Raw genomic sequence first — 26,230 nt, forward strand, 5'->3', positions numbered from 1 at the left:
GTCTCGTAGGCCGACAGGCCGATGGTTCAACAGCCCGTCAGTCGCGGGCTGTGGCCGCCCCCGGCCGCTGGTCGGGGGCGGTGCCGCCGAGGCGGGTGAGCAGGACGGCGAGGCGGTCGAGGTCGTCGGGGCTCCACTGGTCGGCCGCGAAGAGGTCCGCGGCGACCTTCCGGGCCGTGTACAGCATCTCGGCGAGCCGTTCGCGGCCGGTCGGCGTCAGGGCCGCGTAGGCGACCCGGGCGTCGCGGGCCGCCGCCTCCCGGCTCACCAGACCGATCCGTTCCAGCGGTGCCAGGCCGCGGGTGACGCCCGAGGCGGTGAGGCCGAGGGCCTCGGCGAGGTCGACCCGGCGCATCCGGCCGCCGGGGGCGTGGCCGAGGTGGAGCAGCAGGGTGAAGTCGGACAGGCTCACGCCGTGCAGGCCGCCGAGGCTCGCGTCGAAGCGCTTGGCCACGGCCGCCTGGGCGCGGACCAGTCGCAGCGCGGTGTCCAGCGGGTCGGGCCGGGTGTCCGGGTGTGGGTCGGCCGGGGGGTCGGCCTTCGGGTCGGTGTGCGGATCTGTCATTGCTACCTCCTTGACTGCTCAAGTATACCGGTGCGGTGAGCCGTCAAGGAGGTAGCGGAGGGGGGAGGGGGCTAGCCGGCGTTGGCGGCGCGGCGCTGCCGCTTGCCGAGCGGTGCCTGCGAGAGGTCCTCGGCCTGGGACCGCAGGTTCTTGTGGCCGTAGCCGCGCTCGGCCAGCCAGGCCCGTGCCGCCTGCTCGGCCCGCTCGGCGGCCGCCAGGATGTCCTCCTCCGCCTCGCCCGAGTCGAGGAAGCGGAAGGTGAAGGCGGCCCGCGCGCCGAGGTCGTAGCTGAGGTGTCCCTCGCGGGTGAAGGCCGCGCGCAGCACGTCGTGTTCGGGTGCGCGGGCGAGGAGTTCGGCGTGCTGCTCGGCGCTGAGGCCGTCGAAGACACCGCGCACCATGATGCGGAAGGTTCGAGTGGTCATCCCCCGACCATAGGCAGGACGGACGCTCGACCGCCAACCCGATTTCGACGCGAATGGTCAGGCAGGACCTAGGCGCGCCTGCTGGGCAGGCGGGTGCAGACGGTGCCGGTGGCGAGCGGGGCCGGTTCGGCCTTGAGGGTGTCGAGGGTGAAGTCCGTGGTGAGGGCGCTGATGTCGGCGGTCTGCCGGATGAGGTAGTGGTTGGCGCCGGGGGCTTCGTAGCGGGCGAGGTCGGGGACGGCCGGGCGGGCCCGCAGGGCGTATTCGAGGGACTGGTTGGCGTTGGCGGCGCTGTGGTCGCCGGTGCCGTGGACGATCAGGACGCGCCGGCCGGCGAGGTGGTCGACGGGGTCGCCGCTGGGCAGCCAGGGCGCGATGCCGGCGACGCCGACGACGTTCGGGTGCCCGGCGCACCAGAAGGCGGCGCGCCCGCCGAGGGAGTTGCCGATGAGGACGACGGGTACGTCGCCGTAGCGGCGGGCGAGTTCGTCGAGGGCCCAGCGGGTGTCGACGGCGGTGTCGGCGTCGGCGCCGTTCCAGCCGCTGTAGCGGTAACGCAGCAGGTGGACGGCGAGGCCGTGCGGGCGGCCGCGGTCGGCGAGCTCGGCGGTGAGGTGGCGCAGGCCCAGTTCGGCGACCTTCAGCGGTCCGCGCCGGCTGCGCAGGAACCCGCCGGGCAGCAGCAGGGCGACGCCGTCGACCCGCCCCGTCCCGTCGTCGCCGAGCCGTGGGGTCAGTTGTGCGGTGCGCGGCCGCTGCGCCTGGAACACGCGAAATCCCTCCGTGGTGTCTACCTGCGGATTCTACGGTTCCGCGGGCGGGTCGCGGTGCGCGTGCGGGGGCTGCGGAGGCCGGCCGGTGGCGCGGGTGCGGGGCCCCGTGGACTCGGCCTGGCGGGCGGGGGGAAGGCGTTGGGTGGGCGGGCCGACTCGCCTTCGGGCGCGAGGCGTTGGGGTGAGGTCAGGAGGGACGGCCCGGCTGGTCGCCGCCGCCGGTGGAGCGGCTCCGGCCGGTGAGCAGTTCCTGCATGCTCGGGAGCTTCCGGCGCTGCGAGCCGGTCTGCGAGCCGCTCTGGGAGCCGGACTGCGTGCCGGCGGGCGGGGCGATCGAGCGGCGGGGTTCGGGGGCCGGGCCGAGGCCGGCCTTGGCGGCCGCGTCGGCGAGGAAGTCGGAGGCCTGGCGGCGGGCGTTGTCGACCGTGCGGCGCAGGCTCTCGGCGTCGTTGCGCAGCTTGTCGGTCTGTCGGCGCAGCAGGTCGGTGCGCTGTTCGGCCTCGGTGAGCTGCTTGAGGCTGGCGGCCGCCCGGGCGGCGGCCTCCCGTTCGATCTCTTCGCCGCGCTGCTGGGCCTCGGTGACGATCTGCTGCGCCCGGGCCTCGGCGCGGGCCCGCTGGTCGGCGAGGTCCTGGTCGAGCTGGCGGCGTCGCTGGGCGATGCCGGTCTCGAACTGCAGCGCGACCTGGGCGGCCTGGTCGCGGGTGCGCTGGAACAGCGCGTCCGCCTCCCGCCGGCGGGCGAGGACGTACGGGTCCTTCTCGGCGGCGGGGACGTCCCGGACGGTGGCGTGGTAGCCGGCCGGGGGCCGCTCGGCCTGCTCGGCGAGGTGGAGCAGGCGTTCGGCGACCTGGTCGGCGTGCGGCGGCCTCCGGTCGGGGTCCTTGGCGAGCAGTTCGAGGACGAGGGTGTCGACGTCGGCGGGCAGGCCGGGCCGCAGGGTGCCGGGGGCGGCCGGGTGGATCTCGCCGTGCTGGCGGATGAGTTCGTAGAGGGTGCCGCGGAACGGCGTGCGGCCGGTGAGGAGTTCGTACAGCAGGCAGCCGAAGGCGTAGAGGTCGGAGCGGGCGTCGAGGCCGCCGCTGTCGAAGCGTTCGGGGGCCATGTAGGCGGGGGTCCCGACGATGACGTTGGTGCTGGTGATGCCGTCGTCGGCGGTGTCGACCCGGGCGATGCCGAAGTCGACGACCTTGACCTCCCCGGAGGACTGGATCATCACGTTGGCGGGTTTGACGTCCCGGTGGACGACGCCGGCCCGGTGGGCGGTGGCGAGGGCCTGGGAGATCTGGACGGCCCAGGTGAGGGCCTGGCGCAGGGGCAGCGGCCCGTCGCCGAGGTGGCGGCTGAGCGGGGCGCCGTCGAGCAGTTCCATGACCAGGAAGTAGAGCGGCCGGCCGGCTTCGTCGTGCCGGCCGAAGTCGTGCACGGTGACGATGGACGGGTGGTTGAGCGCGCCGGCGGTGGCCACCTCGCGGACGAACCGGGCTGCGTCCTTGGGGGTGTTGTTGCTGCCCGGGAGCATCACCTTGACGGCGACGAGCCGTTGGATCCGCGCGTCGCGGGCCTTCCAGACCGCGCCGAAGGCGCCCTCGCCGATCTGCTCGACCAGCTCGTACCGCCCGTCGAGTACGTCGCCCGGCTGCATCCCCGCCCCTTTCGCGCCCCGGTGCCGCGCCCCGGCCCCCGGGTCAACCTACCGCCCCCCGCCGGGAACCCGTCGGGGTGGCAGCGTTTCCGGGAAAGGCTGGTAACACTGTTTCCGGTCGGTTACGTTGTTACCCATGAGCACGCCCTACCAGGAGGCGCAGCGGGCCGGCCAGGACGCCGTGCGCGCCGTGATCCTCGACAGCGCCATCACCCTGCTGGTCTCCGAAGGCCCCGCCGCGCTGACCGTGCGCCGGATCGCCACCGAGATCGGCTCCTCGACCAAGGTCCTCTACACCATGTTCGGCGGGAAGGAGGGTCTGGTCGACGCGCTGTACCGGGAGGGCTTCGCCCGGCTGCGCCGAGCGCAGGAGCAAGTCCCTTGCGGGGACGACCCGTTGGCCTACCTGACCGGACTCGGGCTGGTCTACCGCGAGCGCGCCCTCGCCGAACCGGCGTACTACCGGGTGATGTTCGAGCAGCCCGTGCTCGAATTCCGGCCCAGCGCCGAGGCGTTGGCCGTGGCCGAGACCGCGTTCGGTGCCTCGGTCGCCGCCGTCGAGGCGTGCATGGCGGCCGGGATCCTGCGGCCCGGCGACGCCTACGAGCTCTCCAAGCTCTTCTGGGCGGCCTCGCACGGCGCGGTCAGCCTGGAACTCGCCGGGCACTTCCCCGCCGCCGACGCCGGACGGCGCTACGACGCGCTGATGGCCGCGGTGGCACGGGCGTTCAGCACCCGGCCGTCGCCCGTCGACCGGGAACCGCGTGAGAAGAGGAGGATCGCGTGACCACCACCCGCAACCGCTACCTGTCGGGGAGCTTCGCCCCGGTGACGGAGGAGGTCACCGCGTACGACCTGCCCGTCACCGGGCGGATCCCCGCGCACCTCGACGGCCGCTACCTGCGCAACGGCCCCAACCCGCTCGGCATCGAGGACCCGGCCGCGCACCTCTGGACGCTCGGCGCGGGCATGGTGCACGGCGTCCGGATCCGGGACGGGCGCGCCGAGTGGTACCGCAACCGCTGGGTGCGCTCCGGCGCCGTCGCCGACCGGCTCGGTGAGGCGCGCCGGGGCACCCCCGTCGACGAGCGCCTCGACATCTCCCCGAACGTGCAGGTCGCCGGGTTCGCGGGCCGCACGTTCGCGCTCATCGAGGGCGGCATCCGGCCGTACGAACTCGGCTACGAGCTGGACACGGTGGGGCCGTGCGAGCTGGGCGCGACCCCCGAGGGGTACAGCGCCAACGCGCACTCGCTGTTCGACCCGCGCTCCCGGGAGCTGCACTCGCTGGCGTTCCGCTACGGGTCGGAGTACGTGCAGCACATCGTGATGGACGCCACCGGGACCGTCCGGCGGACCACCACCGTCCCGGTGCCCGGCAACCCGTACATGCACGACTTCGCGCTGACCGAGCGGTTCGTGCTGCTCTACGACTCGCCGGTGGTGTTCAGCGCCGCGCACCTGCCCACCGGGGTGCCGTTCACCTGGGACGCGCGGCGCGGCGCCCGGGTGGGCGTGCTGCCGCGCGAGGGCGGCGAGGTGCGGTGGTTCGACCTCGCCCCGCACCTGGTGGGGCACACGCTCAACGCCTACGAGCGGACGGACACGCAGATCGTCGTCGACGTCGTGCGGCACCCGCCGGGCATCGACCTCCGGGACATCGGCACCAGCCGGCCGACCCTGGACCGCTGGACCGTCGACCTGGCGGCCGGGGTGGCCACGGAGGAGCGCCTCGACGACCGGATCCAGGAGTTCCCGCGCCTCAACCCCGCGTTCTCCGGCCGCCCCCATCGCTACGGCTACGCGGCGGCGGTCGAGCTCTACGCCCCGCCCGCCGGCCCCGACGACGACCGCCCCGACGAGGGCTTCAGCAACGCGCTGCTCAAGCACGACGTGGTCCGGGGGACCACCGAGGCCCACGAGTTCGGGCGTGACGGTGCGGTGGGCGAGGGCGTGTTCGTTCCTGCGGAGTCGTCCGCGGCGGAGGACGACGGCTACGTGATGGCGTACGTGTTCGACCCGGCGCGGGCCGCCACCGACCTGGTGGTGCTCGCCGCCCAGGACTTCACCGGCGAGCCCGTCGCCCGGATCCACCTGCCGGTGCGGGTCCCGCTGGGGTTGCACGGCAACTGGGTGCCGGGCGGGGAGCGATCGCAGGGCGGGGAGTAGCACCGGGGAAGGCCCGTCGGCGGGGTCGGTTCGTCGGCGGGGTCGGTTCGTCAGCAGGGTCGGTTCGTCGGCGGGGTCGGTTCGTCGGTGCGGCCGGGAGTTTTCCGTTGTCTTTGTTCAGGATCCAGCCAGGCTCTGCGATCATCCGATGATCGTCGCTCATGCGGTGGGCGGCGCTTGACGGGGGAGTGACCGACATGGCCGAGGGGCCCGTGGACAGCGCCGCCGGGGCCGGGTGGGGCCGCAGGTCCGTCCGCCTCGCCAGGGGCGGGTTCGCCATGGACAGGGCGGCCTGGATGGTGGTCTCCGGCGGGGTGCTGGGGGCCATGTTCGCGAGCATGGGCCTGGCCGTGCTGATCGGGCCGTCCCAGGGGTACGGCGGCGAGAGCCTCGACTTCATGGGCATCGTCAGCATCCTCGGCCTGATGCCCTGCGGGGCCGGCCTGCTGTGGGCGCTGCTCCACCCCCGGCGCGGCTTCCCCGCGGTCGCCGTCGGGATCCTGTTCGGGCTCGCCGTGTTCGTCTCCTTCGCCGGGACCGGCCTCAACGACGCCTGGGAGGCGCCGCTGGACCGGCCGTCGTCGGTCCGTGCCGTCGGCAGCTGGACCAGCGGGGACGTGGTGGTGCGGGTCCGGCCCGACCAGGTGGTGGCCTACCGCGGCGCCACCGGACAGGTCGCGTGGCGGTGGACGCCGCCGGGGGAGGACTCCGTCTGCGCCATGAGCCGCGGGACGGGCCACGGCCTCGGACTGCTCGGCCACTCCCCGCACGACCGGCCGTGCGCGGCGGTGACGGCGCTCGACCTCGCCAACGGCACGGCCGCCTGGACCGCCGCGGCGGACGCGCCCGGCCGCGTCGGGGACACGGCGGCGCCCGATCTGCTCGCCGTCGCCGGGGACGAGGCCGTCCTCCAGGAGCGGACCGGTTGGCGAGCGGTGTACCTGGCCGACGGGCGTGCCGCCTGGCGCGGCGACGCGGACGCCGGCTGCTCGCCGTTGCAGGTGGCGGGCGGGCCGGCGGAGGTGGTGACGGTCGCGCAGTGCGGGGACGCCGCGCCGGTGCTGCGGTCGCTGGCCCCGGCGGACGGGCGGGAGCGGTCCCGGGTCGCCCTGCCGGTCACGGGCGGGCTGAAGGACGTCGCGGTGGTCTCCACCGAGCCCCTCGCGGTCTGGGTCGACGCGCAGGGCGAGCGCGGGACGCACGCCGTCCTCAGCTTCGACGGGGCGGGGCGGCAGCGGGCGTCGATCCCGGTCGCGGGGGACGAGTACGACCTCGACGTCATGCTGGGCGGAGCCCACGCCTACGACGCGTTCGCCGCCCGCCCGCTGTTCGGCGGGGTGGTCGTCGGCGACCAGCTGATCGTCCCCGGCGAGAAGCCGGACGACGTCCGGATCAGCGGGGGGAAGAACCCCAGCCGCATCGCCACCGGGCGCCTGGTCTCCTACTCGCTCGCCGACGGCGGGAAGCGCTGGACGTCCGGGCTGGACGATCAGGTGACGGGGTTGCTGGTGGACGGCGCGTCGGTGTGGGCGCTGACCCGGGACAAGCTGACCCGGGTCGACGCCGCGACCGGGCGCAAGAGCAGTGAACTGGACGTCAACGACTCGAAGTCCGTCCACCCGGTGGACCTGTCGGTCTCCGGGCCAGGCCGGTTCACGGTGGTGGCGGAGGACGGCACGCGGGACGAGCCGCCGGCGCGCGGCATGGGCTGAGCCCGCAGGGCCCTTGACCGCCCGTTGTTCGTCACACTCGGTCACGCTCACGGCCCGGGGGTGCCGCCCCGAGCGGCTGTGTCAGGCTGGTGGGGGAGCACCGCCGAGATCGGGAGGCTCGTGATGGCCGAGATCAGGGTGAACGGGGTGTCGCTGCACTACGAGGCCCGTGGCGAGGGGCCCGGCGTCGTCCTGGTGCACGGCTCGTGGAGCGACGCCGACAGCTGGGCGCGCGTGATGCCGGGCCTGGCCGAGTCGACCACCGTCGTCGCCTACGACCGGCGTGGCCACAGCCGCAGTGAGGACCCGCTCACCCAGGGTTCGGTCTACGAGGACGCGGCCGACCTGGCCGGACTGATCGACGGGCTCGGACTCGCGCCGGCGTTCGTCTGCGGGAACTCGTACGGTTCGCTGATCACGCTGCGGCTCGCCGCCGCCCGGCCCGACCTGCTGCGGGGGATCGCCGTGCACGAGCCGCCCGCCGCCGGCATCCTGCTCGCCGACCCCGAGCTGAGGCCGGTCGCCACCGCGCTCGCCGACCGGATCACCGCCGTCCGGGAGCTGCTGGAGCAGGCCGAGTCGGCCGCGGCGGCGGAGCTGTTCGTGGAGACGGTCACCTTCGGGCCGGGGGCCTGGGCGCAGCTGCCCGCGCCGGTGCGGCACACGTACGTGCGCAACGCGCCGACCTACCTGGACGAGCTGCGGGACCCGGACGCCCTGGACCTCGACCTGAACGCGCTGGCCCGCTTCACGGAACCGGCTCTACTCACGCAGAGTGACAACAGTCCGCCGATGTACGGCGAGGTGCTGGACATCATCGACCTCACCCTGTCGAAGGTGGAACGGCACCTGTACCAGGGCGCCGGCCACACGCCGCACCTGTCCCAACCGGAGGAGTGGGTGCGGGTGGTGCTGCCGCGCGCCCTGGCGTGAGCCGCCACGCCGGGAGCGCACCCGGCCCGTTGCGCGCGGGGGCGGAACGGGCCGAGCGGAACGGGCCGAGCGCAACGGGCCGAGCGCAACGGGTCGACCGTGCGCGTCAGTTGGGTGAGGCGCCCCAGCCGTCGTCCGGGAGGGTGCGGTCCGGCTCGGGGCAGTCGGTGTGGTCGTAGCCCCACAGCAGGGCCTTGTTCAGCAGCCAGTCCTCGGGCGGCGGCGCGTCACGGCCCTCGCGGTCCGCGTGGTCCGCGTGGCCGTCGCGGGCCTGGTGACCGTCGCGGTCGGTGAGGACGAACGCCACCCGGACCTCCTCGGCCACCGCCACCTCCAGGGTGCGCTGGCCGGGGACGTTCTCGTACGTCACGGTCTCCCAGCGGCAGCCGGCGGAGGTCAGCGCGGCGATCAGCGCCGACTCGGTGACGTGCGTGTCGAGCGTCAGCAACCCGCCGCCGGCCAGCGGGAGTTCGAGTTCGCCGTGCCACACGGGCAGGGACAGCGACTGGAGCCGGCGGCAGTGGCAGAACACCGTCTGCACGTCGCCCCAGCTGAAGCCGTGCGGCCAGCGGGACTCGCGGTGGATCCGCCCGCCGTCCCAGGGATCGCCGTAGTGGGCGGCGAGTTCGGGCAGCGAGGCGTTGTAGCGCAGGCCGTCCGTACCGTCCAGGCCGCCGGTGGCCGCCAGCGCGGTGAGCCGCGCGAGGAAGTCCGTCACCCCAGGCACCCGCGCACCGCCTCGATCAGCCGGTTGGCGCGGGCGTCGCCGTGGCCGATCATCCGGTTGGCGACGTAGCCGAAGCCGACGCCGAACTCGTCGTCCCCGAAGGCGAACTGACCGCCGGCGCCGTCGTTGCCGAAGCTGCGCGCGCCCAGCAGCGGGCGGAAGGCGGGGGAGTCGAGCAGCAGGCCGGAACCCCAGCGGGCGCCCAGGTCGAAGCCCAGGAAACCGGCGCCGGAGGAGACTTCGCGCACCGCGTCGGTGACGGTCCCGTGCGAGAGCAGGCGCGGGCCGCCGTCCAGGCCGGTGGCGGCCGCCGCGTACAGCCCCGCCAGCCCGGTGGCGGAGGCGACCGCGCCCGCGCCGGGCAGCTCGATGGCGTGCAGGGCCGGGTCGTTCCAGCCGTGCGGCACGTCCAGGCCGGGGAAGACCAGGGCGCCGTTCATCGTCACGATCCGGGTCAGCAGGTGCTCCGGGCCGGGCATCGGGCGGCGGCCCTCAGCCTCCACCAGCCGGGCGAGGCGCGGGAGTTCGCTCTCCGGCAGGCCGATCCAGAGCGGCAGGCCGAGCGGCTCGGCGATCTCCTTGCGGAGGAATGCGCCCGGCGTCAGCCCGGTGATCCGGCGGATCACCTCGCCGACCGCGAAGCCCAGGACGTGGCCGTGGTACTCGTAGGCCGTGCCGGGCTCCCAGAGCGGTTCCTGCGCCTCGATCGCGCGGACGACGGGAGCCCAGGCGGCGATCTCCTCGAAGGAGAGCACCGCGTCCAGGGCCGGGATGCCCGCGCGGTGACCGAGGATCATGCGGGTGGTGATGTCCTGCTTGCCGTGGCGGGCGAACTCGGGCCAGTAGCGGGCGATCGGCGCGTCGAGGTCGAGGCGGCCCTGCTGGGCGAGCAGGTGGGTGCTGATGCTCACCGCGCCCTTGGCGCAGGAGAAGACCGGGACGACGGTGTCCCGCGTCCAGGCCCGGCCGGTGCGCTCGTCGGCCGTCCCGCCCCACAGCTCGACCACCTTGCGGCCGCCGGAGAACACCGTGACGGCGGCGCCGAGTTCGGGGAACTCGTCGAAGTTGCGGGCGAAGACGTCCGCCACGGCGCCGAACCGTTCGTCGGCCCAGCCCTGGTACTGCTGCATGGTGTTCCGCCCCGTCCTCTGGTCCTCGTGGGGTCGCTGCCCCAAGATCGTCGACCGGACCACGGTACGGTGTCGGGCCGCTCGACACGACCGGTTTCCCACCCGGGCGGCGGTGGGGAGCCGGCGCCCGGGCGGTGGTCCGTCGCCCGCCGTCAGCCGCGGCCGGTGACGTAGAGGGGCTTCATGTCGACGGCCGTCGCGGTGACGGTGTGCCCCAGGCCCTCGCGGGCGGCGTTGGTGAGCACGCCGGGGTCGGCCTCGGCGTGCTCGGCGAACAGGCCGCCGAGGCCCCGGGCGCGGGCGTACTCGGCCTTGGCGCGGACGGAGCGCGGGGTGTCGAGGGAGAGGAAGACGCCGGTGCTCGGGTTGTGGAGGTAGTCGGCGTCGGCGGAGATGTCCGTGTACAGCTCGAAGCCGTTGCGGCCCTTGCCCTGCTCCAGGTCGAGGTAGTTGCGCAGCACGTCGGCGTAGGTGCTCGTGCCGGGTGCGAAGGAGCCGACCGTCTGGCCCGACGCGGTGTCGTACGTGCCGCGTAGGGGCGAGCTGCGGGTGAGCCGGGCCTGCCTGGCGTTGCGGGTGGTGGTGGCGTAGCCGAGGTGGATGCGGTGAGGCGCCACGCCGGCGCGCTCGATCAGGTGGGCGACGGCGTTGTCGATGCAGTCCGTCTGGCTGCTGTCCGCGTCGCGGCGCAGCGAGGTGTGGTGCCCGAGACCGGCGGACCAGGGGCTGCCGAAGAAGTCGAAGGACATCAGGTCCAGCCGTTCGACGCCGGCCTCGACCAGGAGCGGGACGTTCATCGCGTCCAGTTGGGCGGCGGAGGCCGGCACCGCGACGGCGATCGTCGCGTTCCGGTCGGCGGCGGACAGCGCGGCCCTGGTCTCGCGGATGAGCTCGGCGAAGTTCCCGGCGTCCTCCGGACCGTACCCGGCCTCCGGGGCGCCGGCCGAGCCGGGCCAGCGCCAGTCCAGGTGGAGGGTGGAGAACATCGGGAAGGCGCGGAAGATCCGTGCCACGGACTGGGCGAACCGCCGCCGGGAGGCGGGCTCCTGCGCGATGGCGTGGAAGGCCTCGCTCAGGTCCCAGCCGCCGACGTGCAGGCCGACCGAGAGGTCCGGGTTGCGCTCCTTGAGGCGGCGGGCGGCGCCCAGCAGGCCCTGGGCCTGCTGCTGGGTGAACAGGTCCTGGTAGTCGTTGGAGACCCAGCCGTCGAACCCGTAGCCGAGGTAGGCGGCCGCCGCACTCCAGGCGTCGATGAAGGTCACGGCGCCGCGCTCGGAGGAGGCGATGCCGAAGTCCTGGGCGGCCTGGGCGGTGGCGGCCCCCAGGCTGCCCTGGCCGCCGACGAGGCCGACCAGGCCGAGGACGATCTCGTCGAAGGCGCCGTTCGCGGCCGCCAGCCGGGTGACGTCCGCGCCCGGCCCGCCGGTCGGGCCGCCGCTGTCGTCCGTCAGGCGGCCGTCGTAGGCCCAGGTGGTGTCCAGGAAGCCGGACACGGTCTGCTCGCCGCTGCGCCGGTAGGTGTTGAAGACGGGCTTGGCGACCCGGCAGGGGGTGAAGGAGAGCTTCGAGTCCTCCCGCGCCGGGTCGAAGCCGTTCATCTCGTACGTGCGCTCGGCCGCGTCCACGGCACGGCCGTCGAGGCCGGGGTCGGACGGGTACACCAGCTCGCTCATGACAGTTCTCCCTGCATCGCGTCAGCGGAAAGTGCCCGGTGTGGTGCCGGGCGTGACCGTGCTTGAGCAGGGTAGTGAGCGAACCGGGCGACGCGGGCGGGTTCGGGTGAACTAGTTGACGATGCGTCAGATATGCGATAGTCGATTCTGTGCTCGCATGGCTACGGCCCCGTCGCCGCTGTTCCGGCCGCACGTGAACCCGTACGGCCGCCACTCCTTCCAGCTGCCGGACCTGCCCGGCCGGATGCGCCCCCTGCGCAGCGCCGGGTCCATCAGTGTGCCGATCACTCGGCGGGGTGGCGTCGGTGGTCACGCCAGGCGATGGCTGAAGTGGCCATCTGCCGCCTCCACGCGGAGGGCGAGCTCGGTCAGCGCGTCGACGACCAAGGTCAGGTCGGGACTGCCGGGTGAGAAGTCGGCGATGGGGCCCTCGATCACCTCGAAGGCGAGCAGGCCCCAACCTCCGGCCTGCACGTGCCACAGCAGCTGCGGGCAGGACTTGGGCAGGTAGGGGTTGACGGCGGCTTCGCGTAGCTGCGTCTTCACCTGGCGGTGGTCAACGGGGATGCCCTTGATGAACACCTCGCCCGAGGCGGTCAGGGCTTTGACCACGACGCCCGAGTTCGCCCCGGTGGACACGTCGGCAGCTGTCAGGAACGGTCCGGTGCGTTCCTCGATGGCGGCGCGGGCGTCCGGCGGCAGGTGGTGCCAGGCAAGGCGGGTCATCGACACAGCGGGACTCCAGGGAGGCGGTGCGGTGGTGCCCCGGCCTGGGCCGGGGCACCACCACGCGTGCTGGTACGGCTGGGAATCACTCGACGAGCAAGAGCACATGACGACCTCCAGGACGTCGTCCGGGAAAAGAACCTGTACGGCAGGTTCGAGCTCGACACGAACCCCCCGCTCCCTGGAATGCCTCAGCAGGATGGCGGTCGATCAGAGAGACCCTGTCTCAAGCGTCCTAGCCGGGAGATTGAACTGAATGGCAGGATTGGGCTCGGTCTACGACGCCTACCCGCGCCCCTCGAAAGGCAGTTGACGGTGATGAAGTCGCGGCATGCCCAGACCTGAGCCAATGCCATCGCAGGCGGACTGTGCTGGCAGCTATCGTCTTGAGGGATTCTCCCCGGGCAGAGCCAGGATCAGCACGTCATGTAGTGCGGCACCTGCCCAGGGGCGGTTCTCGCCGACCTTCTCGTAGCCCCAGGACCGGTACATCCGGCCAGCCGCTTCGGCTTCGGGTCGGGTGTTGAGCAGGACGCGCTCCTGAGTGAGGCCGTCCACGAGGGCATGGTGCACTGCGGTGGCGACATGCTGCCCACGCCAGGGTGGCTGGACTGCGAGCTCGAATAGGCCGAAGGTGCGGTGGCCGTCTTCGCGGCTGACCTCAGCAAGGACGGGCTCGACCAGGGTCTCCCACCAGCCGGTGGAGGCGGGCAGCGGGTAGCCGTAGGCCATGCCGACGGGCTCACCGGCGTCGGCGCGGGCCAGGACGGCACGAAAGCCGTCCTTTTTCACCTGAGTCCGGAAGCGCCGGAAATTCGCCTCGACGTCGCTGTCGGTCTTGTCGTACGGAGGTTCGGTGAACGCTCCCCGGTAGACAGTCCGCAGCTCGTCCTCGACCCAGGCGGCTTCCTGGCCGTCGTAGCGTTCGATTCTCATCTCGCCTCCGCAGCCGATTCCAGCAAGGCGACCGTATCGCGGGCGGTCGCGGTGTCGACCCCTGCGGCGGCCTGGCGGAAATTGGCCAGGCGGGAGGTGAGACGGGCGGACGTGAGGGCGTGGGCCTGGGCAACGACCATGGTCATCTGCGCGCATGCCTCCTCGATCTCCCCGGCCTGCAGCATCACGGTGGCCAGCCTGGCCTGGTACAGGGCGGTGTTGCGGGCGTAGCCGGCGGCCAGGCCGTTCACGGCGGCGCGCAGGAACGGGATCGCCGCCTGCGGCTGCCCGGCCTGCAGATAGTGGGTGCCGGTGGCGTAGTCGATCTCTACGGGCCCGGCGAATCGGACCCAGCGCGGCGCGTCCGATTCCTCGGCGGCCCTGTCGTGCAGTGCGACCGCCGTGCTCAGCGCGCGCCGGGAGGCGGCGAGGTCGGCTCCGGCCAGTGCGGCGCGGGCCTCGCGGAGCGCGAGCACCAGCTTCACCCCGTCCCCAGCGTGGCGGGCGGTCAACGACTGGGCGGCGGAGACGGCGGAGGCGGCCTCCCAGGGTCGGTGCTGGTCGACGGCCAGCAGCGACATCGTCGACAGCGCCCGCATTTCCAACTGCGCGTCGCCGGTCATCCGGGCCGCAGCCATCGCTTCCAGCACCGAGGACCTGGCTTCGGCGTCCTGGCCGGCGTCGTGCGCGATCCATCCCAGGTGGCAGTGGATCTCGCCAAGCATCGCATGCAGCTGCACTGTGACGCGCTCCAGATGGACACCGCCGCTCAGTTGAAAGCCGATCCGCTCCAACAGCGCGTGGGCCTGCTGATGGGCCGCCCGCCCGCCGTTGCCGTGGTCCAGCCGGTACAGGCCGTCGATCTTCCCCCGCAGCTCGCGCACGTCGGCCATACCGACTCGCGATCCAGGGACTGGCAGAGCCACGGCGACGCCAACGCCGCCGAGGTCCGCGATGAATTGCCGCCTGTGCACGGAACCATGATCCCGCGCCGGAGCCGGGGTGCTGGTTCGGTACTCAGGGACGGTGAAGCCCATCTCCGTCAGAGGGATCCCGAACATGGCCTCCAGGACGGCCTGCTGGCCCGGGTGAGGCAGTGGCGGTGGGTCCTCGCTCTCCCAGCGCCGCAGCTGGCGCACCCCGACCGCCGCGTCGGCCCTGATCCTGCTGGCCCAGTCGGCGAAGGCGGCCAGGAACGTCTCCTGGGTGTACCCGGCCCGCCTGCGCAACCGCGCCAGGACGCTCCTCGCCATGTCATGCCCCCGATAGGTGACGTGCGGTCAGTTCACCATGCCACTGTCCATCCGATCGGGCACCGGAAACGTCCGGTGAAACGTCCGGTCGAGTGAACCCCGCGCAGGGGCCGTCGGGGGTGGACTGGACGCAGGCCGCCTGGAGCGAGGGCTCCCCCGCTCCAGGCGGCCATCCAGCCGCGAGGCACCCCACGATCCAGGAGGTATGCGTCATGAAGTCCACGCCCACCACGAAGGCACCGGCCGTGCTCGACCCCCAGAAGATCTCCGCGCTCCAGGCGAAGATCAGCCGTCTGGTCAGCTCCGGCGCGCTGACCGCCGCCCCGCACACCTACCACCACTGACATACCCCGAGGGTTCCGGGAGGGCGGGGCGGCTGGGGCCGCCCCGCCCTCCCGGGCCAGGTCAATGCCCTGAAAAGACGATGAAGAAGAGAGGTACGGCATGGACAGCGGAACCCGCTTGGAGCTCACGTTCCTGGGCCATCAGACCTGGCTGGTCGAAGGCGGCGACCACAGCGTCCTGATCGATCCGGTCCTACTGCCCGCGTTCGGCCTGCCGGGGGCGGAGTGCCGGGTCTGGCCGCCGCGCGATGTCGACACCACCGCGATGCCCCGGCCCGACGCCGTGGTCCTGTCCCACGAACACCTGGACCACTTCCACCTCCCCTCCCTCGCCCTGCTGGACCGGTCAGTGCCGATCTACACCGGCCCGCTGCTGCCGGCCCCGGTGGAGCAGGCGATCGCCGAGCTGGGCTTCACCGTGCACCGGATCGACCACACCACCCCGGTTCAGCTCGGCGACCTGACCCTGACCCTGTTTCCAGCCGGAGCCAGAACCCTGTTCTGGGAGGACCGCGTCGTGCAGCCGTGCGTCCGCGTCGGCCAGGGCCCCGCCGTGTTCATCGCGGTCGACGCCGACATCTCCGACGTCTACGTGCAGCAGGTCGCAGAGGGCACCCAGCCGGTGCCGCACATGGCAGTGGTCTCCAACAACTCCCAGATCGTGCCCCCGGGGATGCCTGCCTCCTCGGTCAACCTGCTCCCCGGGTTGAACGGAACCCGCTACAAGACCGGCCTGTCGGTGCTGCACCAGCTGCTGCTAGAAGTCCTCGCCCCGCTCGACGGCATCCGCGACGTGGCCTTGTGCGGCAACGGCTTCCTGCCCCCGGCCTCACCGCACGGCCCGTTCCTGTACTCCGACCACCCGGCGATGGCGACCGCCGCGAACAGCCTGCAGGGCCTGTTTCAGGTCCACGGACCGCGCCCCGGCGACCGCCTGACCGTGGCCGCGGGCGAGAAGGTTACCCAAGCACGGGTCGACTGGGTGCACACCGACGAGGATTTCGAGTACCACTCCCTGATCGACCACGCCGCTTTCCTCGCCGACCCCGGACACCGCGAACTCACCGCGCTCACCGCCGCACCCGCCGACTGGGACCAGGCCCTGGCCGACGTGCTGGCCGAGCTCCCGCGCCTGGGCCGCGAGCTCCTGGCCACCAGCACCGGCATCCTGGCGTGCAGCATCCACGAGTACCTGTCCGGGCCCCTCGGCGCCCACCGCGCGGTGCTGCGACTCAAGGACGGGCCCGGCGGGGAACTGCTGCAGTTCGCCTGGGACGTCACCGCCGCAGGCTTCGTCCAGGTCCAGGTGACCGAACGTGAGGAGGCGATGGCTGCCTACCCGTTCGGTGCGGAGGTCTTCTTCCAGGACTTCGCGGCACTGCTGCGCGGGCGGTTGCAGGTCTGGGACGTGGCCGGCGGCGCAATGGAATGCTGGCACATCGGGTCGCCGCTGGACAGCTTGGTCTACGCGTTCTTCGCGATCTACGGCGAACACCAGCGCCCTGACCTGGCCGCCCTGTCCTACGCGCACGCCGCCTCGGCGATCCCCGCAGCCGGAGCGGTCCGGTGACCGCACCCGCGGCGACGGCCGCCGAGGCGCTGAGTGGCCTGGCCCGGATCCGCCCGGCCGGCTGGCTGGGCACCGCGCTGCCCCAGGACCCCGAGGGGCTACTGGCTCTCGCCCGCCGTGCGCTCGAAACGGACCATCCCGGGGTGACCGGGGAGCTCACCATGCTCGCCGCCCGGTACACCGCCGCAGTGTTCACCGTGGGCGGCACCCAGGAGCCGCTGGTCCTCAAGCTGCACGCCGACCCGGCCGCCTTCGCGGGCGAGTCCCTGGCCTACGCGCTGCTGGGCAGCACCGCGCCCGTTCCCATGCTGCACGGCGAGGGCGAGGCGTCGCTGTCGCTGCTGCTGGAATACCTGCCCGAGCCGGCCGACTGGACCGCCCGATCGACTCCGGCCGCGCTGGTCGAGTGCGTCGCCGCCGTCCACACCGCCACCACCCGGCTGTCCTCCCCGGAAGCCGCGGCGCTGGGCGGCTTCACCCTCGCCGCGACGAAGGACACCGCTCCGACCTGGATCTCCGACACCGGGGCCTGGGCCGAAGTGACGGCCGCTCACCTCGACGCCTACGGGGCCGACGTGGTGCCGCTGGGACACCTGGACCTCAAGCCGCAGCACCTGCGCAGGCGTGCGAACAGGACCCTGGCGCTGCTCGACACCGAGACAGTGCGACCCGACGTCACGGGCCTGATCGACCTGGTGACGCTGCCCGCGGTGATGCGCCAAGCCGGGCGGGAACTGCCCGCAGCCCACGTCCTTGACCTTTACCTCGAAGCCGTCTGGGGTTACGGCGCCCGGTGGAGCGCTCAATCCCTGCGCGCGGCGCTGCGGGCCTTCGCCACCGCGACTGGCCTGCACGATCTGCACGGACTGGCCTGAGCGCCGCACGGCTCAGCGGCCGTCATCAACACCCAGTACAACTCCAAAGGGGTCAATGACCTGCGCGATCTGGCGCTGGGGGGAAACTCGCAGCGGGCCGCGGTGGTGCGTGCAGCCTGCCTCCAGCAACCAGGTCAGGGCCTTGCCCACGTCGGCGACCCGCCAGTAGACCACTGGGCTTCCGCCGCGGGGGTTGCGCTCGTCGTCGGCCGGGTGGAACCCGATCTCGACGCCAGCGTGCTCCACCCAAGCGAAGACCGCACCGCTTTCGCTCACCTCGCGATGGACCGGCACGCCCAACAGGTCGCTGTACCAGGCTGCAGCCCGATCTGGTGACTCGGAGAACACCATCACCGCAACGACGGACTCGAACATGGCCTGCCTCTCGACATCATCCGGACTGGGTGACACATTGCGGAGCATAGGGCTCAGAAGGGAAGCTACCGCCCAGCAATCAAGCGGATGGCGATAGCGCCACAACCCGGCCCTTGCCCGTCTCCAGCTCCTGCCGAAGACGGCGCAACGACACCGCCTCCAGCCCGCCCTTGTCGGCCAGCGCGATGGCGGCGGCGCTTGCCGTCACCGCCCAGTCGCTCGACCTGGCCGAGCGCATCGGCGCCGAGCGGTGCGTCACCCTGGTCCGCGAACTCGCGCCAGCTTTCAAGCCTTACCGGCAGGTCGACGGAGTCCCGGAGTTCCTGGAACGCCTCCGCGCCAGACGGGCCCTGGTGGGGGTGGCGCGGTGGGCTCAGGCGGTGAAGCGGGGGTCGCGGGCTTCGATGGCCTGGATGAAGGCGGTCCATTCGGCCTGGCCGAAGGCGAGGTGGGGGCGGCCGGGGTTCTTGTCGTCGCCGAGCCAGACGTCGCCGTTGGGGAAGCGGGCGATGATCACGCAGTTGCCATTGGAGTCGCCGGAGAAGGGGGACTTGGTCCAGTCGGCATCGGCGGGGTTGTGGTTGTACGGGTCGCGCTTCTCGCTCACGTGATCTCTTCCAACTTGCGTTCAAGGGCGGCAATGGTGGCGGTCGGCGAAAGTGCGCACCGCTTCAGCCGGGCGAAGGCGCGCTCGGCGCGGCGGACCTCGCGTCCCGATTTACGCGGGAGCACGGTTGGCGGCCGGGCGGTCAGCGGGTGATCAGTTCCCGTACGGCGTCGCTGACCGACGGTAGGTCGGCCCGGTCGGCCCAGGCGTGGTCGTCGTGCTCGGTGAGGGTGAGCGGCGCAGTCCTCTCGACGGTGACCTCGAAGGTGAGCTGGCGGGTGAGGGCGCCGCTCTTGGAGATGTAGTCGAACTGCCCGAGGTAGGCAATGATCTGGTTGATCGTCAGGCCGGTCTCCTCCTCGGTCTCTCGCCGCAGGGCCTTGTCGAACTCCTCGCCGGGCTCGACCTTCCCCGACGGCAACTCCCACAGGCCCGGCATGAAGTCGTCGGCGGGCCGGCGGAGAAGGAGCACGCGGTCCCCGTCTGTGATGACCGCGGCGACGACGAACCGGGTGACCCCTGCCTGCCGGGCGTCGTGGAGCAGGCCCGGAGTGAACGAGGGGTCGGCGAAGGGGGAGGTCACGTCAGCAGCTCCTTGTGGTGGTCGCTCACCTTGACGGCCGCGCGGACGTAACTCGCGGCCAGCTTCGGATTCTCCTCATGATGAGGGAGTCGCGACAGCACGAGGGCCCGGCCGTGGCGGACGGGCCCCGGTGGGGGTGGCGCGGTGGGCTCAGGCGGTGAAGCGGGGGTCGCGGGCTTCGATGGCCTGGATGAAGGCGGTCCATTCGGCCTGGTTGAAGGCGAGGTGGGGGCGGTTCGGGTTTTTGTCGTCGCCGAGCCAGACGTCGCCGTTGTTGAAGCGCGCGATGATGACGCAGTCACCGTTGTCGTCGCCGGAGAACGGTGACTTGAACCAGTCGGCGGTTGCTGGATCATGGTTGTACGGGTCGCGCTTCTCGCTCACGTCAGCTCTTCCAACTTGCGTTCAAGGGCGGTGATGGTGTCCTCCGGCGACAAAGCGCAGCGATGGAGCCGGGAGAAGGCTCGCTCGGCCCGTCGTACGTCTCGTCCGGTTCTACGCGGGAGCATACCGCCAACAGCTTCGATGAATACGAACCCATCTTCGGGATCGTCAGGGAACCTCATGAGTACGAGTCCTGAGGTCAGGATGCCCTGTCGACCTGCGCTCAAGGGGATCATTCGGATAGTGACGTTCGGGTATTGCGCGACCTTGATCGTATGGCGGATCTGGTCCGCAAGGACCTTGTGATCGCCTGCGACCATGAGTGCCACCTCGCCGAAGTAAGCCTCCAAGGCGAGTGTGGGGTCCTCGGTGAGCCGACGTTGCCGCAGCATGCGGACTTCCGTTGCGGTTTCGATCTGTTCCTCGTTGGGCGCGCTCAGTCCAGCCGCGATCATCTCCTTGGCGTAACCCTCGGTCTGGACGAGGCCAGGGAAGGCGGAGGGGAAGTAGTTCAGCATCTGAGCGGCATCGGCTTCGAGTGCCAGGTACTCGCTGAAGGCCGCCGTGATGGAGTTCGCGAAATCCAGGTCTCGCCACCACTGCTTCGGAGGGCTGGCCCCGAGAAGGCTCTCAAGGTCCTCTCGCTCCTGGCCGGTGACGCCGGAATGATCGAGCAGTGTGGCCAGGTCGGTGGCGCTGATCGGCTGCAGGGCTCGTTCGATCCTGCTGAGTCGACCGGCGCTCCAACCCTTCAGGCCAGCCGTCATGTCGGCCAGGGTCTTGTTGTTCTCCAGTCGCCAGGCGCGCAGTTCGTCGCCAAGCCGGATTTGCCTGATGGCCGACAGGTCCTTGTTCAAGTGGCGCCCCTCCCTCCGGTGTGGGGTCCAGTCTCACCAGTCTGCTGGCCTGGTCTCAAGTCCAAACCATGATCAATTAATTTATTCGAGCAATGAGGTTGCGGTTTCGATTTTCGATGCTCCACACTCACTGTGACCGCACGAACACGCCACTGAAGGTGTGGGGTGACTCATGTCCACCTTGCGTAACCCGGTCCTCCGAACCTGGGAGACCACCCTCACCGAGCACGAAACCTCGGTCCGTACCGCCCGCCGCCTGGTCCGTGACCAGCTCACTTCCTGGGGCTGGGTCGGTGACCCGGTCGACGACCTCGTCCTCATCGCCTCCGAGTTCGTGACCAACGCCGTCGTCCACGCCTGTCACGGCGACGGCGAAGTCCGCCTCTCCCTCCAGGAGTTCGACGGCGACTGCCGCCTCGAAGTCTGGGACCCCCGCAGCGACCTCCCGCTCCTGGAGCGGCGTCCGGGCCGTTTCAACGAGTGCGGCCGCGGGATCGAACTCGCCCGTCGGCTCGCCGTCGACTTCGGGGTGATCGCGCGGTGCGGCACGGGCAAGCGCGTCTGGGCGCGCGTCCTCCGTGCCGCGAACAGCAACGTTCCCTCGCCCGAAAGTTGAGCGTCATCAAGCTCGCCACCACGGCTGCGATCACCGCCGCCAGCCTCGCCCTCGCCTGCTTCGCCTCGGACCTCGTTCCGCCGCGCGAGCCGGCCACCGCCGACGTCGTCTGGTGGACCACCCTGGCCGCCGCCCTGATGACCGGCATCAACCGCCACAGCGACAACTCCGACGACGACAACGACTGAACCGAGGCCGCTCACCCCATGACGACCATGCACCCCGCCGCCATCGCCTACCGCGACCCGGCGGCCCTCCGCGCCCGCTGCGACATCGGCAACGTCCGCAGAGTCCACGGCGAGCACGACTACGAGAACGGAGCCGTCGTCCCCGCCGGCGACTGGTCCCCGCTCCCCGAGGACCACCCCGAGCGCTACGCGCCGGGCTCCTTCACCAAGGACAGCGGCCTGGTCGAGTTCTTCCGCCTCCCCGGGACCGTCACCGACGTCCACACCGTCGCCGCGCTCGTCGGCCTCCTCGGTGATCCGCTGCACGTCGCCCTTGAGCAGTCCGACGACCCGCCCGGGGAACTGGTCACCCACCGGTTGCCCGAGAACGGCCTGTGCCTCGGCCTGCACGTCGACAACCACCAGAACCTGCCGTACCCGGACCGCGACACCGCCCGCCGCCGCCTCTGCGTCAACCTCGGCCCCGGCAGCCGCTACCTCCTGCTCGCGGACACCGACATCAAGTCCATCTGCCGTACCGTCCACGACCGTTACGAGACCCACTGCCCCCACACCGACGACCTGCGGATGTTCGTCGCCCTGCGCAAGCCGCTCAAGCTGCTGCGGGTCCGCATCGACCCGGGGGAGGGCTGGCTCGCCCCGACCGCCGTGCTGCCGTACGACGAGTCCACGGAAGGTGTGGAAGGTCAGGGCCGGTGGTCCACCACCGTGTCCTGGCTCGGCCACTGGGGGCGCGACCTCTTCGACCCGCTGATCTGATCGCGCGCCGATCACTCTCCGCACACACCCCGATCGGCGGGGCGGGCGCGGGCCGCACCGTTGCGCACTTTGGAGCGCGGCAAATCCGAGGGGCGCGCAAGAGGTGCCACGCGCCTCTGTTCGCGCCCCTTTACGGTCGAGAACCCTCGCGTGCCCGGCCTCGACGATCCGGGGCTGCCGGCGACTATCTGACCGCGCGTTCGGGCAGGCTCGGGCGGACACCGATCGAAGGAGGCCGTGATGGCCGCAGTGTACGAATCCGTACTCGACGCTATCGGCGGGACGCCCCTGTTCCGCCTCGCCCGGCTCGGCGCCGGGCTGCCCGCGCCGATCTACGCCAAGGCCGAGTTCCTCAACATCGGAGGCAGCGTCAAGGACCGCGCCGCGCTGTCCATGGTGCTGGCCGCCGAGCGGGACGGCCTGCTGCGGCCGGGCGGGACGATCGTCGAGGCGACCTCCGGCAACACCGGCATCGGGCTGGCCATCGTCGGTCGGCAGCGCGGCTACCGGGTGATCGCCGGGGTGTCCGACAAGTCGGCGCCCGAGAAGTCCGACATCCTGCGGGCGTACGGCGCCGAGGTGGTGCTCGCCCCGACGGCCGTGCCCGCCGAGGACCCGGCGCACCTGTTCAACGTCGTGCAGCGGCTGGTGGAGGAGATCCCCGGCGCCTGGCTCGCCAACCAGTACGACAACCTGGCCAATCCTGACGCCCATGTGCGCACCACCGGTCCCGAGATCTGGGAGCAGACCGGCGGCCGGGTCACCCACTTCGTCGCGGGCGTCGGCACCGGTGGGACCGTCACCGGCACCGGCGGGTACCTCCAGCAGGTGTCCGGCGGCTCCGTGACCGTGATCGGCGCCGACCCGGAGTCCTCGATGTACGGGGGCGGGGACGGCAGCCCGTGGTTCGTCGAGAGCATCGGGCACTTCCTCCACCCCGGCACCGTCGAGGACCGCTGGCCGCAGGCCTACCGGTCGGAGGTGGTGGACGCCTTCGAGCGCATCCCCGACCGCGAGTCGCTGTTGACGGCCCGTCGGCTCGCCCGCGAGGAGGGCATCCTGGCCGGCCCTTCCTCGGGCACGGCGGTGGCGGCGGCGCTGCGGGTCGCGCGGCGGCTCGGGCCGGACGACCTGGTCGTGGTGCTGCTGCCGGACTCCGGACGGTCCTACCTGTCCAAGGTGCACAGCGACGACTGGATGCGGCAGTGGGGCTTCCTGGAGGAGTCGGAGTCGGAGCCGGAGGCGGCGGACGGCCTCAGGCCGCTGCTCGCCGGGGCCGGCCCGCTGGTCGCGGTCGACGCCGGTGCGACGGTCGGCGAGGCGCTGGAGGCGCTGCGCGCCGTGCCCGGCGGGGTGGCGCCGGTGGTGCTGGCTCGGGCGGCGAGGCCGTACGGGGTGAGCGCGACGGAGGTGGTCGGCTCGGTGTCGCGGGCGGTGCTGGCGGCGGCGCTCGCGGACGGCGGCGCCAAGCCGGGCGATCCGCTGAGTGGTCCGCTCGGCGGTCCGCTGGGTGATCCGCTGGGTGACCCGTCGGGTGACCCGTCGGGCGCGCTGCTCGGGCCGGTGCTGCCGGCGGTGGGCGTCGGGCAGTCGCCGGCCGAGGCGCGGGCGGCGCTGGGGGGCGCGCACGAGGCCGTGCTGGTGCTGGTCGACGGGCGGGCGGTGGCGGTGCTGTCGCGGGCGCGGCTTGAGGGCGGGGCCTGAGGGCGGGGTGAGGGCGGGGCCTGAGGGCGGGGCCTGAGGGCGCGGCTTGAGGGCCGGGCCGTTCAGCGGGCTCAGCGGGGCGTCGGCGGGGCCAGGATGGCCGTGATCACCCGGTCCAGCGAGCGGTCGAAGGCGGCGTCCGGATCGGAAGGCGGTCCGGACGTCGCGAACGCCTGGGCCAGGTGCGGGTATTCGCCGCTCATGGCGGCCCGGGTGAGGTAACCGACCAGCTCCGCCTGCCACTTGGCGCCCGCGGCCGCCGTCTGCTCGTACTGGGCGTACTGGCAGACGAAGCCGTTGAACAGGGCCATGGCCTCCATCCGGGCGCCGCCGTTCAGGCCGGTGGAGGCGGTGACGGCGAGGAAGTGGTCGGTGTAGCGCAGCGCGTTGGGGCCGATGCCCGGGCGGGCGAGCACCAGGGCCGGCAGCCAGGGGTGGCGGCGGAAGATGGCGAGCTGCTGGCGGGCGAGCGCCGCCAGGTCGGCGCGGACGTCGCCGCTCGGCGCGGCCGGCAGCTCGTACTCGGCGGTGACGGCGTCGAGCATGAGGTCGAGCAGGTGCTCCTTCTTCGGCACGTAGTTGTAGAGCGACATGGTGCCCGCCCCGAGGGCGGCCGCGACCCGGCGCATGGAGGCGGCGTCCAGGCCCTCCGCGTCGGCGATCTCGACGGCCGCGGCGGCGATGGACGTCCGGCTGTGGGCCGGTTTCGGCCCGCGGCCGGTGCGTTCGGGGCGCAGCCAGATCAGTTCGGGCGCCTCGGGGGCGGCCGGGCGCTCGCTGGTGCTGGGGGGTTCGTTGGACGGCACTGGATGATCACCTCGCCCCCCATCTTAGATACGTACGACGTACGTAGTAGCATCTGACTCACGCTTCTACGTACGCTGTACCTAGAGAAGGGGCAGAGCCATGTCCGACACCGCCCGACCCGCCATCGAGATGGCAGGCGTGGAGAAACGATTCGGGGCCACCGAGGCCCTCCGCGGCCTCGACCTCGCCGTTCCCGCCGGCACCGTCTGCGGGTTGCTCGGCCCCAACGGCGCCGGCAAGACCACCGCCGTCCGCGTCCTCGCCACCCTCGTCGCCCCCGACCGGGGCACCGCCCGCGTCGCCGGCCACGACGTCGCCACCGCCGCCGAGGACGTCCGCCGGGCCATCGGCCTCGCCGGGCAGTACGCCGCCGTCGACGAGGGCATCACCGGGCGCGACAACCTCCACCTGTTCGGCCGGCTGCACCGCCTCGGCGCCCGCCGCGCCCGCGCCCGCGCCGACGAACTGCTCGAACGCTTCGACCTCGCCGAGGCCGGCGACCGGCTCGTCCGCACCTACTCCGGAGGCATGCGCCGACGCCTCGACCTCATCGCCAGCCTGGTCACCAGCCCCCCGGTGCTCTTCCTCGACGAGCCCACCACCGGGCTCGACCCGCGCAGCCGCCAGGAGATCTGGAACACCGTCAAGGAGTTGGCCGACGGCGGCACCACCGTGCTGCTCACCACCCAGTACCTGGAGGAGGCCGACCGGCTCGCCGACGACATCGTCGTCGTCGATCACGGCGCCGCCATCGCCACCGGCCCACCAGCCAGGCTCAAGGCCGCGATCGGCAGCCAGCTGTCCGTCACCCTCGCCGACCCGGCCCAACTCGCCGCCGCCGCCGTGGTGCTGTCCACCCTCTCGGGCGGCGACGCGCAGGTGGACGCGGCCGAACGGACCGTGACGGTGCTGACCCAGCCCGGCGTGTCCGTCCTGCTGCCCTCGCTGGTACGGGAGTTGGACACCGTCGGGATCACCGCCGAGGACGCCGCCGTACGGGCCCCCTCGCTGGACGACGTGTTCCTCGCGCTCACCCGCGAATCCGCCGAAACCCTGAGGAGGGCCGCCTGATGGCCGCCGTGTACGCCCCCGCGCCGATGCCGTCCCGCCCCGCCCGGCTGGCCGTCGACACCTGGACGTCGATGCTCCGCATCCTCCTCAACTACCGCCACTCGCCAGGCCTGTTGGCCGCCTCGCTGGGTGTCCCGGTGATCATGGTGGTGGTCTTCGGGTACGTCTTCGGCAGCGCCATGCGGATCCCGGGCGGCGGCGACTACCGCGAGTTCCTGATGCCCGGCCTGTTCGCCATGGTCGCCACCAACGGCGTCATGGTGACCATGGTCGGCGCCGCCCGCGACGTCGGCCGCGGCATCACCGACCGGCTGCGCTCCATGCCCGTCTCCCGCACCGGACTGCTGCTCGGGCAGACCCTCGCCGACCTGCTGGTCAGCGTCGTCGTCCTGACCCTCCTCGCGTTCGTCGGCCTCGCCGCCGGCTGGCGCGTGCGCGAGGGCGCGGGGGACGCGGCGGGCGCGTTCGCCCTGCTGCTGCTCTTCCGCTTCGTGATGACCTGGGTCGGCACCTGCCTCGGCCTGGCCATCGGCAAGGAGGACGCCGCCGGCCAACTCTCCGTCGCGGTCTTCCCGATCGCGATGGTCACCAACGCCTACGTCCCCACCGGAGGCATGCCCGGGTGGCTGCGGGTCGTCGCCGACTGGAACCCGGTCAGCGCCGTCGTCCAGGCCTGCCGCGAACTCTTCGGCAACCCCTCGGCAGCCGGCGACGCCTGGCCCATGCAGCACGCCCTCCTCGTCGCGCTGCTCTGGAGCGGACTGCTGCTCGCGCTCTGCGTGCCGCTCGCCGTACGGAAGTTCGCGACGCACGGGCGCTGAGC

The 26,230-nt window shown here is 72.3% G+C and carries 30 protein-coding genes; 13 read left to right on the top strand and 17 right to left on the bottom strand.

The genetic code is table 11. From position 1 onward, the window contains the following. Positions 1-37: 37 nt before the first annotated feature. The 4 genes from ACIQVZ_RS09215 to ACIQVZ_RS09230 form a co-directional block, all read right to left on the bottom strand. Positions 38-565, bottom strand: a complete 528-nt coding sequence (locus ACIQVZ_RS09215; RefSeq protein WP_350877823.1) for a MarR family winged helix-turn-helix transcriptional regulator — start codon at positions 563-565, stop codon at positions 38-40. A gap of 71 nt (positions 566-636) precedes the next feature. Continuing rightward, entirely contained in the window at positions 637-990 is a 354-nt protein-coding gene (locus tag ACIQVZ_RS09220) for a DUF6204 family protein (RefSeq protein WP_402448338.1), read from the bottom strand. A 68-nt stretch (positions 991-1,058) separates the two neighbouring features. Continuing rightward, a complete protein-coding gene (locus tag ACIQVZ_RS09225) occupies positions 1,059-1,760 on the bottom strand; it encodes an alpha/beta hydrolase (protein WP_402448340.1) in 702 nt (233 codons plus the stop codon). Positions 1,761-1,950: 190 nt separating this feature from the next. Beyond that, a complete protein-coding gene (locus tag ACIQVZ_RS09230; RefSeq protein WP_402448342.1) occupies positions 1,951-3,408 on the bottom strand; it encodes a serine/threonine-protein kinase in 1,458 nt (485 codons plus the stop codon). A 136-nt stretch (positions 3,409-3,544) separates the two neighbouring features. On the opposite strand from ACIQVZ_RS09230, the gene ACIQVZ_RS09235 reads away from it, so the two are divergent. From ACIQVZ_RS09235 to ACIQVZ_RS09250, 4 genes are all read left to right on the top strand, one after another. Continuing rightward, a complete protein-coding gene (locus ACIQVZ_RS09235; protein WP_402448344.1) occupies positions 3,545-4,195 on the top strand; it encodes a WHG domain-containing protein in 651 nt (216 codons plus the stop codon). Next, on the top strand, positions 4,192-5,577 hold the full coding sequence (locus ACIQVZ_RS09240; RefSeq protein WP_402448345.1) for a carotenoid oxygenase family protein: 1,386 nt from the start codon (positions 4,192-4,194) through the stop codon (positions 5,575-5,577). Before ACIQVZ_RS09235 ends, ACIQVZ_RS09240 begins: the two co-directional genes overlap by 4 nt. 197 nt (positions 5,578-5,774) lie before the next feature. Further along, positions 5,775-7,289 (top strand): PQQ-binding-like beta-propeller repeat protein, encoded by a 1,515-nt coding sequence (locus ACIQVZ_RS09245; protein ID WP_350877810.1) that lies wholly within the window; start codon positions 5,775-5,777, stop codon positions 7,287-7,289. Between the two features lie 123 nt (positions 7,290-7,412). After that, a complete protein-coding gene (locus ACIQVZ_RS09250; RefSeq protein WP_350877808.1) occupies positions 7,413-8,222 on the top strand; it encodes an alpha/beta hydrolase in 810 nt (269 codons plus the stop codon). A gap of 106 nt (positions 8,223-8,328) precedes the next feature. Here ACIQVZ_RS09250 and ACIQVZ_RS09255 read toward each other — a convergent pair whose 3' ends face one another. From ACIQVZ_RS09255 to ACIQVZ_RS09280, 6 genes are all read right to left on the bottom strand, one after another. Further along, positions 8,329-8,940, bottom strand: a complete 612-nt coding sequence (locus tag ACIQVZ_RS09255) for a hypothetical protein (RefSeq protein ID WP_402448348.1) — start codon at positions 8,938-8,940, stop codon at positions 8,329-8,331. After that, positions 8,937-10,079, bottom strand: a complete 1,143-nt coding sequence (locus tag ACIQVZ_RS09260; RefSeq protein WP_402448350.1) for a serine hydrolase domain-containing protein — start codon at positions 10,077-10,079, stop codon at positions 8,937-8,939. Before ACIQVZ_RS09260 ends, ACIQVZ_RS09255 begins: the two co-directional genes overlap by 4 nt. A 152-nt stretch (positions 10,080-10,231) precedes the next feature. Further along, entirely contained in the window at positions 10,232-11,752 is a 1,521-nt protein-coding gene (locus ACIQVZ_RS09265) for a glycosyl hydrolase family 18 protein (protein WP_402448353.1), read from the bottom strand. Positions 11,753-12,061: 309 nt separating this feature from the next. Further along, the gene (locus tag ACIQVZ_RS09270; protein ID WP_402448423.1) at positions 12,062-12,478 is read right to left on the bottom strand and encodes a hypothetical protein; all 417 of its coding nucleotides are present in this window, start codon (positions 12,476-12,478) and stop codon (positions 12,062-12,064) included. Positions 12,479-12,856: 378 nt separating this feature from the next. Next, the gene (locus ACIQVZ_RS09275) at positions 12,857-13,414 is read right to left on the bottom strand and encodes a GNAT family N-acetyltransferase (protein ID WP_350887205.1); all 558 of its coding nucleotides are present in this window, start codon (positions 13,412-13,414) and stop codon (positions 12,857-12,859) included. After that, the gene (locus ACIQVZ_RS09280) at positions 13,411-14,643 is read right to left on the bottom strand and encodes a hypothetical protein (RefSeq protein WP_402448356.1); all 1,233 of its coding nucleotides are present in this window, start codon (positions 14,641-14,643) and stop codon (positions 13,411-13,413) included. The genes ACIQVZ_RS09275 and ACIQVZ_RS09280 overlap by 4 nt, the downstream gene beginning before the upstream one ends. A gap of 236 nt (positions 14,644-14,879) precedes the next feature. On the opposite strand from ACIQVZ_RS09280, the gene ACIQVZ_RS09285 reads away from it, so the two are divergent. From ACIQVZ_RS09285 to ACIQVZ_RS09295, 3 genes are all read left to right on the top strand, one after another. Then, positions 14,880-15,011: a hypothetical protein gene (locus ACIQVZ_RS09285; protein WP_350887211.1), complete on the top strand. Its 132-nt coding sequence runs from the start codon at positions 14,880-14,882 to the stop codon at positions 15,009-15,011. 100 nt (positions 15,012-15,111) lie between these two features. Beyond that, complete coding sequence (locus tag ACIQVZ_RS09290; protein ID WP_402448358.1) at positions 15,112-16,581, top strand: MBL fold metallo-hydrolase; 1,470 nt, start codon at positions 15,112-15,114, stop codon at positions 16,579-16,581. Beyond that, positions 16,578-17,456: a hypothetical protein gene (locus ACIQVZ_RS09295; RefSeq protein ID WP_402448360.1), complete on the top strand. Its 879-nt coding sequence runs from the start codon at positions 16,578-16,580 to the stop codon at positions 17,454-17,456. The genes ACIQVZ_RS09290 and ACIQVZ_RS09295 overlap by 4 nt, the downstream gene beginning before the upstream one ends. A gap of 12 nt (positions 17,457-17,468) precedes the next feature. Here ACIQVZ_RS09295 and ACIQVZ_RS09300 read toward each other — a convergent pair whose 3' ends face one another. The 6 genes from ACIQVZ_RS09300 to ACIQVZ_RS09325 form a co-directional block, all read right to left on the bottom strand. After that, positions 17,469-17,831 (bottom strand): VOC family protein, encoded by a 363-nt coding sequence (locus tag ACIQVZ_RS09300; RefSeq protein WP_350887219.1) that lies wholly within the window; start codon positions 17,829-17,831, stop codon positions 17,469-17,471. Positions 17,832-17,910: 79 nt separating this feature from the next. After that, positions 17,911-18,090 (bottom strand): hypothetical protein, encoded by a 180-nt coding sequence (locus tag ACIQVZ_RS09305; RefSeq protein WP_350887221.1) that lies wholly within the window; start codon positions 18,088-18,090, stop codon positions 17,911-17,913. 114 nt (positions 18,091-18,204) lie between these two features. After that, positions 18,205-18,438 (bottom strand): DUF397 domain-containing protein, encoded by a 234-nt coding sequence (locus ACIQVZ_RS09310; RefSeq protein WP_402448361.1) that lies wholly within the window; start codon positions 18,436-18,438, stop codon positions 18,205-18,207. Between the two features lie 142 nt (positions 18,439-18,580). Next, positions 18,581-19,021: an NUDIX domain-containing protein gene (locus tag ACIQVZ_RS09315; protein ID WP_402448363.1), complete on the bottom strand. Its 441-nt coding sequence runs from the start codon at positions 19,019-19,021 to the stop codon at positions 18,581-18,583. 150 nt (positions 19,022-19,171) lie between these two features. Beyond that, on the bottom strand, positions 19,172-19,405 hold the full coding sequence (locus ACIQVZ_RS09320) for a DUF397 domain-containing protein (RefSeq protein WP_402448366.1): 234 nt from the start codon (positions 19,403-19,405) through the stop codon (positions 19,172-19,174). Next, on the bottom strand, positions 19,402-20,262 hold the full coding sequence (locus ACIQVZ_RS09325) for a helix-turn-helix domain-containing protein (protein ID WP_402448368.1): 861 nt from the start codon (positions 20,260-20,262) through the stop codon (positions 19,402-19,404). The genes ACIQVZ_RS09320 and ACIQVZ_RS09325 overlap by 4 nt, the downstream gene beginning before the upstream one ends. 172 nt (positions 20,263-20,434) lie before the next feature. On the opposite strand from ACIQVZ_RS09325, the gene ACIQVZ_RS09330 reads away from it, so the two are divergent. The 4 genes from ACIQVZ_RS09330 to ACIQVZ_RS09345 all read left to right on the top strand — a co-directional run bounded on the left by ACIQVZ_RS09330 (position 20,435) and on the right by ACIQVZ_RS09345 (position 23,529). Then, the gene (locus ACIQVZ_RS09330) at positions 20,435-20,878 is read left to right on the top strand and encodes an ATP-binding protein (RefSeq protein ID WP_402448370.1); all 444 of its coding nucleotides are present in this window, start codon (positions 20,435-20,437) and stop codon (positions 20,876-20,878) included. Further along, the gene (locus tag ACIQVZ_RS09335; RefSeq protein WP_350887235.1) at positions 20,875-21,066 is read left to right on the top strand and encodes a hypothetical protein; all 192 of its coding nucleotides are present in this window, start codon (positions 20,875-20,877) and stop codon (positions 21,064-21,066) included. Before ACIQVZ_RS09330 ends, ACIQVZ_RS09335 begins: the two co-directional genes overlap by 4 nt. 18 nt (positions 21,067-21,084) lie before the next feature. Further along, entirely contained in the window at positions 21,085-21,825 is a 741-nt protein-coding gene (locus ACIQVZ_RS09340) for a hypothetical protein (RefSeq protein WP_402448373.1), read from the top strand. Positions 21,826-22,065: 240 nt separating this feature from the next. Further along, complete coding sequence (locus ACIQVZ_RS09345; RefSeq protein WP_402448376.1) at positions 22,066-23,529, top strand: PLP-dependent cysteine synthase family protein; 1,464 nt, start codon at positions 22,066-22,068, stop codon at positions 23,527-23,529. A gap of 71 nt (positions 23,530-23,600) precedes the next feature. Here the strand turns inward: ACIQVZ_RS09345 and ACIQVZ_RS09350 are convergent, their stop codons facing one another. Next, positions 23,601-24,335 carry a TetR/AcrR family transcriptional regulator gene (locus tag ACIQVZ_RS09350; protein ID WP_402448378.1) on the bottom strand — a complete coding sequence of 245 codons (735 nt, stop codon included), beginning with the start codon at positions 24,333-24,335 and terminating at the stop codon, positions 23,601-23,603. Positions 24,336-24,435: 100 nt separating this feature from the next. Here ACIQVZ_RS09350 and ACIQVZ_RS09355 point away from each other — a divergent pair, with 100 nt between their 5' ends. Both ACIQVZ_RS09355 and ACIQVZ_RS09360 read left to right on the top strand, forming a co-directional pair. Beyond that, complete coding sequence (locus tag ACIQVZ_RS09355; protein WP_402448381.1) at positions 24,436-25,407, top strand: ATP-binding cassette domain-containing protein; 972 nt, start codon at positions 24,436-24,438, stop codon at positions 25,405-25,407. Continuing rightward, the gene (locus ACIQVZ_RS09360) at positions 25,407-26,228 is read left to right on the top strand and encodes an ABC transporter permease (RefSeq protein WP_402448382.1); all 822 of its coding nucleotides are present in this window, start codon (positions 25,407-25,409) and stop codon (positions 26,226-26,228) included. Before ACIQVZ_RS09355 ends, ACIQVZ_RS09360 begins: the two co-directional genes overlap by 1 nt. The last annotated feature ends 2 nt before the right edge of the window (positions 26,229-26,230 follow it).

Source organism: Kitasatospora sp. NPDC098663 (assembly GCF_044760075.1).
Lineage (GTDB): Bacteria > Actinomycetota > Actinomycetes > Streptomycetales > Streptomycetaceae > Kitasatospora.